The sequence below is a fragment of the Phytopseudomonas daroniae genome (assembly GCF_004327285.1).
GTDB classification, from domain to species: domain Bacteria; phylum Pseudomonadota; class Gammaproteobacteria; order Pseudomonadales; family Pseudomonadaceae; genus Aquipseudomonas; species Aquipseudomonas daroniae.
The window spans coordinates 72,015-85,159 of record NZ_QJUI01000006.1 but is presented as its reverse complement, the minus strand read 5'-3'; the positions used below and the strand labels follow the sequence as shown (position 1 = coordinate 85,159).

12 protein-coding genes are annotated in these 13,145 nt (G+C 62.3%); 7 read left to right on the top strand and 5 right to left on the bottom strand.

Features of this window, described 5'->3' with window-relative positions:
* The first annotated feature begins 48 nt into the window (after positions 1-48).
* The 3 genes from rluD (at position 49) to clpB (ending at position 4,816) form a co-directional block, all read left to right on the top strand.
* Positions 49-1,023 (top strand): 23S rRNA pseudouridine(1911/1915/1917) synthase RluD, encoded by a 975-nt coding sequence (rluD, locus tag DNK06_RS08215; protein WP_131179544.1) that lies wholly within the window; start codon positions 49-51, stop codon positions 1,021-1,023.
* Positions 1,020-1,760: a peptidoglycan editing factor PgeF gene (gene pgeF, locus DNK06_RS08210; RefSeq protein WP_131179543.1), complete on the top strand. Its 741-nt coding sequence runs from the start codon at positions 1,020-1,022 to the stop codon at positions 1,758-1,760. Before rluD ends, pgeF begins: the two co-directional genes overlap by 4 nt.
* Before the next feature lie 491 nt (positions 1,761-2,251).
* Positions 2,252-4,816: an ATP-dependent chaperone ClpB gene (gene clpB, locus DNK06_RS08205; RefSeq protein ID WP_131179542.1), complete on the top strand. Its 2,565-nt coding sequence runs from the start codon at positions 2,252-2,254 to the stop codon at positions 4,814-4,816.
* A 331-nt stretch (positions 4,817-5,147) separates the two neighbouring features.
* Here the strand turns inward: clpB and DNK06_RS08200 are convergent, their stop codons facing one another.
* From DNK06_RS08200 to DNK06_RS08185, 4 genes are read right to left on the bottom strand one after another with little or no spacing between them, the layout of a single operon-like run.
* Positions 5,148-5,777 carry an ABC-type transport auxiliary lipoprotein family protein gene (locus DNK06_RS08200; RefSeq protein WP_131179541.1) on the bottom strand — a complete coding sequence of 210 codons (630 nt, stop codon included), beginning with the start codon at positions 5,775-5,777 and terminating at the stop codon, positions 5,148-5,150.
* On the bottom strand, positions 5,774-6,691 hold the full coding sequence (locus tag DNK06_RS08195) for an MlaD family protein (protein WP_131179540.1): 918 nt from the start codon (positions 6,689-6,691) through the stop codon (positions 5,774-5,776). Before DNK06_RS08195 ends, DNK06_RS08200 begins: the two co-directional genes overlap by 4 nt.
* Positions 6,692-7,471: an ABC transporter ATP-binding protein gene (locus DNK06_RS08190; protein ID WP_131179539.1), complete on the bottom strand. Its 780-nt coding sequence runs from the start codon at positions 7,469-7,471 to the stop codon at positions 6,692-6,694.
* The gene (locus tag DNK06_RS08185) at positions 7,468-8,598 is read right to left on the bottom strand and encodes an MlaE family ABC transporter permease (protein ID WP_131179538.1); all 1,131 of its coding nucleotides are present in this window, start codon (positions 8,596-8,598) and stop codon (positions 7,468-7,470) included. Before DNK06_RS08185 ends, DNK06_RS08190 begins: the two co-directional genes overlap by 4 nt.
* A gap of 271 nt (positions 8,599-8,869) precedes the next feature.
* On the opposite strand from DNK06_RS08185, the gene DNK06_RS08180 reads away from it, so the two are divergent.
* The 4 genes from DNK06_RS08180 (at position 8,870) to DNK06_RS08165 (ending at position 12,534) form a co-directional block, all read left to right on the top strand.
* Entirely contained in the window at positions 8,870-9,472 is a 603-nt protein-coding gene (locus DNK06_RS08180) for a nitroreductase family protein (RefSeq protein ID WP_131179537.1), read from the top strand.
* A 471-nt stretch (positions 9,473-9,943) separates the two neighbouring features.
* Positions 9,944-10,366, top strand: coding sequence for an HPF/RaiA family ribosome-associated protein (locus tag DNK06_RS08175; protein WP_131179536.1), 423 nt, complete (start codon positions 9,944-9,946; stop codon positions 10,364-10,366).
* Positions 10,367-10,845: 479 nt separating this feature from the next.
* Positions 10,846-12,009, top strand: a complete 1,164-nt coding sequence (locus DNK06_RS08170) for an iron-containing alcohol dehydrogenase (RefSeq protein WP_131179535.1) — start codon at positions 10,846-10,848, stop codon at positions 12,007-12,009.
* A gap of 90 nt (positions 12,010-12,099) precedes the next feature.
* Positions 12,100-12,534, top strand: coding sequence for an acyl-CoA thioesterase (locus DNK06_RS08165; RefSeq protein WP_131179534.1), 435 nt, complete (start codon positions 12,100-12,102; stop codon positions 12,532-12,534).
* Positions 12,535-12,574: 40 nt separating this feature from the next.
* Here DNK06_RS08165 and DNK06_RS08160 read toward each other — a convergent pair whose 3' ends face one another.
* Entirely contained in the window at positions 12,575-13,009 is a 435-nt protein-coding gene (locus DNK06_RS08160; RefSeq protein WP_131179533.1) for a glycine zipper domain-containing protein, read from the bottom strand.
* Positions 13,010-13,145: the final 136 nt, after the last annotated feature.

Below are 13,145 nucleotides of genomic sequence, written 5' to 3'. Positions count from 1 at the left end.
ACAAGCGTGTAGCTGAAACCAAAGGCTATGCCCCCGCCGTTGCCGAGCATGTCATCTATTAATAAGCAGGCCATTCAGTTATCCGCCGAGGTGCCCTACGATCTGGGCGGTCAACGCCTCGACCAAGTCGCCGCCCAGCTGTTCGCCGAGCACTCGCGCTCGCGCCTTTCCGGCTGGATCAAGGAGGGCAATCTGACCGTCGATGGTCAGGTGCTGCGCCCCCGTGACATCGTTCACGGCGGCTCCGTGCTGGCCCTTTCCGCCGAGCAGGAAGCCCAGGGTGAATGGATCGCCCAGGACATCGAGCTCAATATCGTCTACGAGGACGAGCAGATTCTGGTGATCGACAAGCCCGCTGGCCTGGTCGTGCATCCGGCTGCCGGGCACGCCGACGGCACCTTGCTCAATGCGCTGCTGCACCACGTGCCGGACATCGTCAACGTGCCGCGGGCCGGCATCGTGCATCGCCTGGACAAGGACACTACCGGCCTGATGGTGGTGGCCAAGACCATCGAAGCGCAGACCCGCCTGGTCGATCAGTTGCAGAAGCGTACGGTCAGCCGTATCTATGAATGCATCGTGATTGGCGTGATCACCGCTGGCGGCAAGATCAATGCCCCCATCGGCCGCAGCTCCTCGCAGCGTCAGCGCATGGCCGTTACCGATGGCGGCAAGCCGGCGGTCAGCCATTACCGCGTGCTCGAACGTTTCCGCTCGCACACCCACACTCGGGTCAAGCTGGAGACCGGGCGCACGCACCAGATCCGTGTGCACATGAGTCACGTCGGCTATCCGCTGGTCGGCGATCCGGTCTATGGCGGGCGCTTCCGCATTCCGCCGGCCGCCAGCCCGACCATGGTGCAGAGCCTCAAGGAGTTTCCGCGTCAGGCCCTGCACGCCCGCTTCCTCGAATTGGATCATCCGATTACCGGTGAGCGTATGAAGTGGCAGTCGCCGTTGCCCGATGATTTCGTCTGGTTGCTGACGCTGCTGCGTCAGGATCGCGAGGCGTTCATCGGATGAGCGACAAGGCCCATGACTGGCTGACACCCCATTGGCCCGCTCCCGAGTGGGTGCGTACCTGCGTGACCACTCGCGCCGGTGGTGTGAGTGCGGCGCCCTACGACAGCTTCAACCTCGCCGCGCATGTCGAGGATGACCCGGTGGCTGTTGCCAAGAACCGTCAGCGGCTCCTGAGTCAGCTGGGTTGCCGCCCGGCCTGGCTGCAGCAGGTGCACGGCATTGCCGTCGCTCAGGCTGACCCGGAAAGCGTCATCGAGGCCGATGCCAGTTGGACGGCCACACCGGGCGTTGCCTGTGCGGTGATGACCGCCGACTGCCTACCCGCGCTGTTCTGCGACCGTACGGGTACCCGTGTGGCGGCAGCTCATGCCGGATGGCGTGGGTTGGCGAACGGCGTGCTGGAGGCCACGCTGGATGCACTGGCCGCGGAGCCCGAGGACACTCTGGTCTGGCTGGGCCCGGCTATCGGCCCACAGACGTTCGAGGTCGGTGCCGAGGTGCGCGAGGCGTTCGTCAGCCAGCATGATCAGGCAGCCAGTGCCTTCATACCCAGCGCCAACGCCGGGCGCTTTATGGCGGATATCTACCAGTTGGCGCGCATCCGTCTGGCCGCACGCGGTATCAACGCGGTGTATGGCGGCGGCTTTTGCACCGTCAGCGATTCGCGCTTCTATTCCTACCGGCGCGCCGCCCAGACCGGCCGCTTCGCCTCGTTGATCTGGCTGGCGGATCGCTAAGGTTTTCGTAGGAGCCCGCAAGCGGGCTCCTACCGATCTGAGGTCTGTTCAGGTCGTAGGATGGGTGAAACCCATCGGCAATTTATGGGTTTCACCCATCCTACGGGCTGTTCACGATTTTTCGATGAGACCCCATGTGCTCAAAGGCGGAAGCGGACGCTTACCCCGTAGGGTGGATGACGCTCTTTTCATCCACCATTGCGATTGCAGAGCGGTGGACGGGTCGGGCCGCGTAGGTGAAGCGTCGTCCACCCTACGAACGGCCGCTTCCGCCTTTTTACCGTCGATCCATAGGTACGGTTCCTATTTGCCAAGTACACAGATCGTGAACAGGTTCTGAGGTCTGCTCAGCCATTCGGCGCTGCTTGACCGTGATCAACACCGCCACGCTTGAAACCCGCACAATCGGCCTCATCTATGCTTCATCTCGGCAGGTTTTGATTTCAGGCGCATGCACCGCGCCGGCCTGCCTTTAAAGGAAGGATGACGCCATGCGAATCGACCGTTTGACCAGCAAGTTGCAGCTTGCCCTTTCCGACGCCCAGTCCCTGGCCGTCGGCCACGACCATTCCGCCATCGAGCCGCTGCACCTGATGCAGGCGCTGCTCGACCAGCAGGGCGGCTCCATTCGCCCGCTACTGATGCAGGTGGGCTTCGATGTGAACAGCCTGCGCCAGGCCCTGAGCAAAGAGCTCGACCACCTGGGCAAGATCCAGAACCCTACCGGCGATGTGAGCCTGTCCCAGGATCTGGCGCGCCTGCTCAATCAGGCCGATCGCCTGTCGCAGCAGAAGGGCGACCAGTTCATCTCCAGCGAACTGGTGCTGCTCGCCGCCATGGACGAGAACACCAAGCTGGGCAAGCTCCTGCTGGGACAGGGCGTGAGCCGCAAGGCTCTGGAGAACGCCGTCGCCAACCTGCGTGGCGGTGATGCGGTGAACGACCCGAATATCGAGGAGTCCCGCCAGGCTCTGGACAAGTACACCGTTGACCTGACCAAGCGTGCCGAAGAGGGCAAGCTCGATCCGGTGATCGGCCGTGACGACGAGATCCGCCGTACCATCCAGGTGCTGCAACGCCGTACCAAGAACAACCCGGTATTGATCGGCGAACCCGGCGTGGGCAAGACGGCCATCGCCGAAGGTCTGGCCCAGCGCATCGTCAACGGTGAGGTGCCCGATGGACTCAAGGACAAGCGCCTGCTGTCCCTGGATATGGGATCGTTGATCGCCGGCGCCAAGTTTCGCGGTGAGTTCGAAGAGCGCCTCAAGGCGGTGCTCAACGAGCTATCCAAGCAGGAAGGCCGCATCATCCTGTTCATCGACGAGCTGCACACCATGGTCGGCGCCGGCAAGGCCGAGGGCGCCATGGACGCCGGCAACATGCTCAAGCCGTCCCTGGCCCGGGGTGAGCTGCACTGCGTTGGCGCCACCACCCTGAATGAGTACCGCCAGTACATCGAGAAGGATGCCGCCCTGGAGCGTCGCTTCCAGAAAGTGCTGGTCGATGAACCGAGCGAAGAAGACACCATCGCCATTCTGCGGGGCCTCAAGGAGCGTTACGAGGTGCACCACAAGGTGGCTATCACCGACGGCGCGATCATCGCCGCGGCCAAGCTCAGCCACCGCTACATCACCGATCGTCAATTGCCGGACAAGGCCATCGACCTGATCGACGAAGCGGCCAGCCGTATCCGCATGGAGATCGACTCCAAGCCTGAGGTGCTCGACCGCCTGGATCGCCGTCTGATCCAGCTCAAGGTGGAGGCTCAGGCGCTGAAGAAGGAAGAGGACGAGGCGGCCAAGAAGCGCTTCGTCAAGCTGCAGGAAGACATCGCCAAGCTCGAGAAGGAGTACTCCGACCTCGATGAAATCTGGAAGTCGGAAAAGGCCGAAGTCCAGGGCTCGGCGCAGATCCAGCAGAAGATCGAGCAGTCCCGTACCGAGCTGGAAGCGGCGCGTCGCAAGGGTGATCTGAACCGCATGGCCGAGCTGCAGTACGGTGTGATTCCCGATCTGGAGCGCAGCCTGCAGATGGTCGATCAGCACGGCAAGACCGAAAACCAGTTGCTGCGCAGCAAGGTGACCGAGGAAGAGATTGCCGAGGTCGTCTCCAAATGGACGGGGATTCCGGTGTCGAAGATGCTCGAAGGTGAGCGCGACAAGCTGCTGAAGATGGAAGGGTTGCTGCACCAGCGCGTCATCGGTCAGGACGAGGCCGTGGTCGCGGTGTCCAATGCCGTGCGCCGCTCGCGCGCCGGCTTGGCGGATCCGAATCGGCCCAGCGGCTCGTTCCTGTTCCTCGGTCCGACCGGCGTCGGCAAGACCGAGCTGTGCAAGGCGCTGGCCGAATTCCTCTTCGATACCGAGGACGCACTGGTGCGCATCGACATGTCCGAGTTCATGGAGAAGCACTCCGTGGCTCGTCTGATCGGCGCGCCGCCCGGCTACGTCGGCTACGAGGAGGGCGGTTACCTGACCGAGGCGGTGCGCCGCAAACCATACTCGGTGGTGCTCCTGGATGAGGTCGAGAAGGCTCACCCGGATGTCTTCAACGTGCTGCTGCAGGTGCTCGAAGATGGCCGCCTGACCGACAGCCATGGCCGTACCGTGGACTTCAAGAATACGGTGATCGTGATGACCTCCAACCTGGGTTCGGCGCAGATCCAGGAACTGGTCGGTGACCGTGAGGCGCAGCGCGCGGCGGTGATGGATGCGGTGGGCAACCACTTCCGTCCCGAGTTCGTCAACCGTATCGACGAGGTGGTGGTGTTCGAGCCTCTGGCTCGCGAGCAGATCGCCGGCATCGCCCGCATTCAGCTGTCGCGCCTGCTGCAGCGCCTGGCCGAGCGCGAGCTGAGCCTGGAGCTGTCCGACGAGGCGATGGACAAGCTGATCGCCGTTGGTTACGACCCGGTGTATGGTGCACGTCCATTGAAGCGGGCGATCCAGCGCTGGATCGAGAACCCGCTGGCGCAGATGATCCTGGCCGGCAAGTTCAACCCGGGCAGCACCGTGACCGGCAAGGTCGAAGGCGAGGAGATCGTCTTCACCTGACGCCCTGCGGTAGCAGCAAAACAACCGGCCGGTGTGAGCGATCACACCGGCCGTTTCGTTATTGCGATGTAGGTGAGGCGGATCGATAGTTTGTGTTGAGCAATGTGGTGTTGGAAGGCGATAGCCGCCTGTCGTAGGGTGGACGACGTTTCACCTACGCGGCCCGACCCGTCCACCGCTCTGCGATCGCAATGGTGGATGAAAAGAGCGTCGGCTACGCGCCCCGATCCACCCTACGTCTGCTTACGCCTCTTTGCAGCCCGTAGGATGGGTGAAACCCATCAATTGCTGCGCCGCCCGACCCATCACAGCCTTCATACATTTTCGCTGTTCAAGGCTTGCTGGTATTCGGCGCGTTACGCTGGCCTTGTTCCACCACCCAATCGATCAACTGGCGCGAGAGTTGGTCATTGGCTGCGCCGAATGTCTTCACGACCGATTCCACGGCGGTGTCTCCGGCGATCTGGCGTACCTCGAAACGGCGGCTGGCGAGAATGCGCTGATTACCGGCCTGTACCAGACGAGCATCGAGCAGGATATGCACTTCCGGTCGGCCGTTGCGGTATTCGCTCTGGAAGGCGCGCAGGTCGCTGCTCAGCTCCAGGTCGGCCTGCAGGCGACTGTCATCGCTGCTGACGGCGCCGACGCGGCCGTCATCGAGAAAGGCGCCGATCAGTCGATCACGAAACAGCGCGGGAGCCCGGTCGCTCCAGCGTGCGCCTTGATACGCGCTGATCAGATCACCTTCCGGTAGTACGGCAATGCGTGGGCTGTCGAGCAGTTGGCTGCTCTGTGGCCGGTTGACCCGTAGCGACCAGTCCTCACGAGGCGCCTCGGTCGCGCGTACCGGCAAGTTGCTGGGCAGCAGATAAACGTTCAACGTTTCACCAGCGGGCAGAATCGAGCAGGCACTGAGCACGCTCGTCAGCAGCAGGGCGCCGAGGGTGGCGAATGCTTTCATGGTTGGAACTCCTTGATGCTGTCGCTGCGCAGCAGGTAGCCGGCGGGATCTTCTTCCAGTCGCCGGGAGAACGAGCGCAGGGAGCCGAGCGTGTCACGCAGTTCATTGATGGCCGGCCCCAGTTCGCCTATGCCTTGCATGCCGCCATCGAGGGCGGCGCGATTGTCCTGCAGCAGTTGTTCGATGTTGTTGCTGGTGCGTTCCAGCGAGGACACCAGGCGCTCGGCGCTGTCCAGGGTGTTCCGGGCGGGGCCGGAGAATAGCTGGTTGGCGTTGTTCATCAGGGCCGCCGCTTCACGCCCGGCGACGCTCATCTGGGCCAGTGCTTCGCGCAGCTCGTCGCGTTGTTCGGAGACGCTGGCGGTGATCTGCTCCAGGTTGCGCAGGGTCTTGGCGATATTCTGAGTGTTCTCGCGGGAGAACATGGCGTTGGCGCGGTCGAGCAGGCGAGTGACGCTGATCATCAGATCTTCGCCGTTGGCCATCAGCCGTGACAGCGGCGAGCGGTCGGCGATGATCACGGGTATGCCACCATTGCTGGCCTTCAGGAACGGGCTTTCGGGTGAGCCGCCGTGCAGCTGGATCACCGCGCCACCGGTGATGTTGGTGATGGTCAGGCGGGCGCGGGTGTCTTCCTTGATCGGCGTGGCGCTGGTGATGCGGATGTTCGCATGCACCTTGCGCGGATCCTGCGGGTCGAGGGTCAGGCTGGTGACGTCGCCGACGCGGATGCCGCTGTACTGCACGGCGCTGCCCTGAGACAAGCCGCTGACCGCTTCGGTGAAGATCACTTCGTAATAATTGAACTGCTTGTCCGCGCTGGACTTGCCCAGCCACAGGGCGAACAGCAGGATGGCGCTGACGATCGCTACCGTGAACATGCCTATCAATACGTGGTGGGCGCGTGGTTCCATTCAACTAATCCTCGCTGAAGCCTGTTCGGCAGCGCGTCCGCGCGGGCCGTGAAAATAGTCGTGAATCCAGGGATCGTCGGTCGCGGCGACCACTTCGAGTTTGTCGGCCACCAACACGCGCTTCTGCGATAGCACCGCCACTCGGTCGCACAGGGTATAGAGCGTATCCAGGTCGTGGGTGACCAAGAAAACGCTGAGATCCAGGGCGTCGCGCAGGGTGCGGATCAACTGATCGAAAGCCGCGGCGCCAATCGGATCGAGGCCTGCCGTCGGCTCATCGAGAAACAGGATGTCCGGCTCCAGCGCCAGGGCGCGGGCCAGGGCCGCACGCTTGATCATGCCGCCGGACAGCTCGGTCGGGTACTTGTCGCCAGCATGATTGGGTAGGCCGACCAGTGCCACCTTGGATTCGGCCAGGCGCTCGGCGCTGGCGCGGTTGAGCCCGGCATGTTCGATCAGTGGCAGGGCGATGTTTTCCAGCACGGTGAGCGAGGAGAACAGCGCGCCACGCTGATAGAGCACGCCGAAGCGCCGTTCCAGTTCGGAGCGGCGTTGCGCCGAAAGCGCCAGCAGGTCTTCGCCGAACACCCGCACCGTGCCCGCGTTGGGTTGGCGCAGGCCGACGATGGTGCGCAGCAGCACGGATTTACCGGTGCCCGAACCGCCCACCACACCGAGTACTTCGCCGCGGTACAGATCCAGATCCAGGTGTTGGTGTACGACCTGCGGGCCGAACTGATTGGTCAGGTCGCGTACCTGGATGATCGCTTCGTCACTCACCAGCCCATCTCCATCAGGAACAGCGCGGCCACGGCGTCCACCACGATCACCACGAAGATCGACTGCACCACGCTGGAAGTGGTGCGCTCACCCACTGATTGTGCGCTGCCGGTGACCTTGAAGCCTTCGAGGCAGCCGATCACGGCGATCAGGAAGGCGAAGATCGGTGCCTTGAGCATGCCCACCAGAAAGTGATTGATCGGGATATTTTCCTGCAGCAGGTTAATGAACATCGCCGGCGAGATATCCAGCGTCAGCATGCATACCATGGCACCGCCGACCATGCCGCAGACCATGGCGATGAAGGTCAGCAGCGGCAGGGCGATCAGCATGGCGAACACGCGCGGCAGCACCAGCAGCTCCATGGGGTTTAGGCCCAGGGTGCGGATCGCGTCGATTTCCTCGTTGGCCTTCATCGAGCCGATCTGTGCGGTGAAGGCGCTGGCAGTACGGCCGGCCATGAGAATGGCGGTGAGCAGCACGCCGAACTCACGCAGGAACGAATACGCTACGAGGTCGACGGTATAGATGGTCGCCCCGAAGTCGGCAAGGATGGTCGCGCCGAGGAAGGCCACCACGGCGCCGACCAGAAAGGTCAGCAAGGCGATGATGGGCACCGCATTGAGGCCGACCTGTTCCAGGTGCGAAGCGAACGACGTCAGCCTCCAGCGGCGCGGGTTGAGCAGAATCAGCAGCATGGTGCTGAGCGTAAGACCGACGAAACCCAGCAACCCGACAGCCTTGTGCCAAACGCCTTCTACCACCTCACCGATATGACCGAAGAACTCGCGGTAGGTCGAGTGGCTGGGATGTTCCGGTGCTTGCTGCGCTTCCTGCATGGCCGTGGCGACGGTCTGCAGCAAGGCGCGGCGTTCTTCGCTGAGGTTCGCGGTTGGCAGTAACTGGCTCAGGCGTTCGGTGCCAAGCAACTCCACCAGCAGGCTGGCGCCGGCGGTATCCAGCGCGTTCAGTTCGCTGATATCTGCAGGCAGGTCATCCGTCCGCTCGCGGCTGATCGCGTCTACCTGAGCGAGCAGTGCGCCGTAGTGGGCGAGCGTCCAGTCTCCACCCACCTTCAGCGCAGCGGCTTCGGCAGTGGGTGGGGAGATGTAGGGCGGGTTGGTCATGGTCGACAGCTTAACGCTCGAACGTTCGTATGGAACAGTCGTAATAGAGCCTTGAGGCTACCTTGTAAACACCTGTTGTTGTGGATGAGGTTCAGGGCGCGAAGGTAGGCACGGGCTGCAGGTTATGGGTAATCGACTGGCGAAGCTGGGCGGGGGTTCGAATAAATCGTTACAGGCGATGAATCGGATCGCAAAAGCCCGATGGTTTTGCCTCGCTGTGTTGCCTAGCATTGCAGAGCATTTTTTCCATCACCGTTTCCGGAGTTATCCCATGCATATCGATGAAGCCATCCGTAGCCGCCGCGCCATCAAGGGTTACGACGCAGGGTTCACCCTCAGCAGCGAAGAGAAGAACGAGCTGCTGCAGCTGGCGCTGCTCGCCCCGTCAGCGTTCAACCTGCAGCATGTACGGTTGGTCGAAGTCAGTGATCCGGCGCTGCGTCAGCAAATCCGCGAAGCCGGTTGGGGGCAGGCGCAGATGACCGATGCCTCGATGCTCGTGGTGATCTGCGCTCAGGTCGATAGCTGGGAGAAGAACGTCAGCCGAGTGTGGGACGGCGCGCCGGTGGAGGTGCAGCAATACATGGCAGGCGCCATCGACACCTACTACCGCGACAAGCCCCAGGTGCAGCGTGATGAAGCCATGCGCAGTTGTGGCCTGATGGCGCAGACCCTGATGCTGGCGGCGCGCGGCAAAGGGCTAGACTCCTGCCCCATGGACGGTTTTGATTTCGACGCAGTGGGCAAGCTGATCAACCTGCCGGAAAACCACGTGATCGGCCTGATGGTCGCCGTTGGCAAGAAAGCCATCGATGCCAAACCGCGTATCGGCAAGCTGCCGTTCGATGAGGTGGTGATCCGCGACCGTTTCTGAAGCGGCCGGTCGATGATCCGCGTTGAACGAAAGGATCAGGCCTTCGGCCCCGGATTACGCCTGCGGCTAATCCAGGCTACGTTCGGGCCACGACCTGTAGGTTGGATCGGGGCGCGCAGCCTAGCGAAGCGTAATCCGACATTTGGCTGGCACATCCAATACAGCCTGGTGAAACCCATCAATTGCCGATGGGTTGCACCCATCCTGCCACGATTGTCAGATGTAGGGTGGATGACGCTCTTTTCATCCACCATTGCGATTGCAGAGTGGTGGACGGATCGGGCCGCGTAGGCAAGCGTCGTTCACGCTACGACAGGCCGCTTCCGTCTTATTGCTGTCGATCCATAGGGATACGGGTTCCCAAGTACACAAAGATCATGAACAGGCGCTTATGCTCGAGGGGCAAACAGCAGGAACCTAGTTCCGGCCTATCGTATCCAAGGTGATAGACCCGTCAAAGCGAGGAATACCATGCAAGTTCAAGTGAACAGCAACCATATCGAAGGTAGTGCGCGACTCCAGGAATGGGTCGGTGCATCGGTGGCGGATCGACTGGAGCGTTACGAGGAGTTTCTATCGCGGGTGGAAGTACATATCAGCGATGAGAATGGTGGCAAGGGCGGAGCTGACGACAAGCGCTGCCAGATCGAAGCCAGGCCCAAGGGCCATCAGCCGCTTTCGGTCACTCACAAAGCTGAATCGCTGGAGCAGGCTGTGGAAGGCGCCGCCGAGAAGATGCGCCATGCGCTGGAACATCTGGTTGGCAAGCTGGAAATCAAGGCGGTCGGCACCGGGCATCTCGAACAGAAGCTGGACACCAGCGAGCCTGAAAACTCCGATGCCCTGTTGCAGGAAGACTTTCTGGATCGCCAGGAGGCTCTCGGCAGAGAGTGATCTCCTTGCGCGTCTGTTCTGGTGAATAGGCGCGCAGATCTATCTGAAAACACACAAACCGAGCCCTCTGTGCCGTCGTCGATAATGACGATACAGAGGGCTCGATGCGTTTTGTGACTACGACCGATTCGATCCGACTTCACCGCCAGGCACGGGATGACTTGCTGATGGTGTGGTTTCCAGCTGCGCCTGTTGTTACGCCAGGTTTCCGTCGACAGCGAGCGGGTCGAGATTCCCCCACACGCTGTTTCTGCACGGCTCCGGACGCTATTCACTTAGCTGCTCAGCGAGCGCTTCGGGCACTTGCGTGGAGTCGAGGAACGGCGCCGGGCTTCGGTTTTTCCGGGCAGATGGTGTTTCCCGACCTACTATGAATAGCAGGAGGCCGTTGTCTGGTTGTCGTGATCCGGCAGCCTGATACACAGGGCATGGCTCCACGCGCGACCACCTGCGCGCCATCACAAGAAGAGGAAAGCGTCATGCAGCCATTCAGCTTCGCTACAGCCGCCCATCTCATCTGCGAACCCGGAGCCGTACAACGGCTGGTGCCCTTGTGCACGGCATGGGGGGCGCGCTCAGTCGTGCTGGTGACCGATGCCGGGGTCGCGCGGCTCGATTTCTTCGAAGAGGTGCGGGCCGCCTTTGCGGGCAGCGATGTGGCCTTGCATGTGTTCGACGGTGTGACCGCCGGCGCGCCGGAGAACGTGATAACCAGCGCCGCGCAGTTCGCAAAAAACGTGCAGGCGAATCTGGTCGTAGGCTTCGGTGGCGGCAGTTCGCTGGACGTGGCCAAGCTGGTCGCACTGTTGGCTCATCCCGATTGTCGGCAGTCGCTCGACGATCTGTATGGTGTCGACAAGGCTGTAGGGCAACGCCTGCCGTTGATCCAGGTGCCGACTACCGCTGGCAGCGGCTCCGAGGTGACGCCCATTGCCGTGGTTACCACGGCGCATTCCACGCGTATCGCGGTGGTTTCGGCTCGCCTATTGCCGGATCTGGCATTGCTGGACGCGGAGCTGACCCTGCAGTTGCCGGCACCCGTTACCGCGGCCTGCGGCATCCTGGCCATGGGGCATGCAGTCGAGGCGTATACCGGGGCTCGGCGCAAGAATCCGCTGTCCGACATGCTCGCCCGGGAAGCCCTGCGACTGCTCGGCGCCAATCTCGACGAAGCGGTACACAACGGCAGCAATCGCGAGGCACGGCAGGCGATGCTGCTGGGCTCCTGCCTCGCCGGGCAGGCGTATGCCAATGCGCCATTGGCGGCCGTGCATGCCCTGGCTTATCCCCTCGGCGGGCATTGTCAGGTACCGCACGGAGTGAGCACGGCGGTGCTGTTGCCGCATGTGCTGGGCTTCAACGCATCCGTCGCCGCGCCGCTCTATGAAGAGCTGGCACCGCTGCTGCTGGGCGAGCGCCTTCGCGGGGGCGACGCCACGGATCACACCGAACAGTTCATCATCGAGTTGGCCGACCTCAGCGAGCGCAGCGGCCTTCCCGCGCGTCTGCGTGATGTGGGTGTCGATCAGGCGCTACTGCCTCGCCTGGCCACGGACGCCATGCTGCATGAACGTCTGCTGACCAACAACCCTCGTGAAATGACCCAGGCCCATGCGTTGGCCATTTACCAGGTCGCCTACTGATCGGCTCGCCAGAGCCCGGTTATCCATGGGTTGTCAGCGCTGATGGAGGCCGGCACCATGCCGGCTTCTCTCTTTGCAAGGCGTCTCCCCATGCAGCAGCCGCAGCATCTGCGCGAGCACTACCGCCACTTTCAGCCGATCACCACGCGCTGGCATGACAACGACCTGTACGGGCACGTCAACAACGTCACCTACTACAGCTATTTCGACAGCGCGGTGAATACCTACCTGATCGAGGTGGGTGGCCTGGACATCCATCAGGGTGAGGCCGTTGGTTTCGTGGTGAGTTCGAGCTGCGACTACTTTGCGTCGATCGCCTTTCCCGAGCGTATCGAGATCGGTATGCGAGTCGGCAACCTGGGCAATAGCTCGGTGCAGTATGAGCTGGCGGTATTCAAGGAAGGAGAAGAGCAGGCCTGCGCCGCCGGGCGCTTCGTGCACGTGTTCGTGGACAGGGCCAGCAACCGGCCGGTTGCTATTCCGCAGACGCTACGTTTGGCGATGGAGCAGTTGCAGGTGACCTGAAAGACCGAGGGCGCTAAAAAGCGCCCCGGTTGTGTATCGATCAACGATGACGATGCTTGTAATGGCGTTTATGGTGCTTCTTGCCATGGCGATGGCCGTTATCACGGTAACGGGATTCATTGCGGTTGCTATCGGCCATTTCATTGGCCAGTGCCCCGCCCGCAGCGCCACCCAGGCCGGCGCCGATGGTCGAAGCCGTGCCGCCGCCGAACTGGTTGCCAAGCACGGAGCCCGCAGAAGCGCCCAGGCCACCGCCCAGCGCGGCTTCGGTCTTGTTGCGTGAGCTGATGGCGCCGCCGGCTGCACCACCAAGACCCGCACCAATCGCGGCGCCTGTGCTGCCGCCCAGATGCTGGCCGACGATATTACCGAGCGCGCCGCCGACACCACTGCCGATCGCGGTCTTGGTGGTATCGGCGTTGGCCAGGGGAGAAACCAGTGCACTGAAAGCCAATGCGGTAAGGAATGTACGCATTGCGCAACCCTCGAAAAATACCCTTGCGGGCGTAACCATGGCATCGCCACGGATTCAGGCGGTCAGCCGTGCAGTTGCCGGCGACACAAGCTTAGAGCCTGATCTGCAAGGAAATTCCCGAAGGTGCGATTAAAGA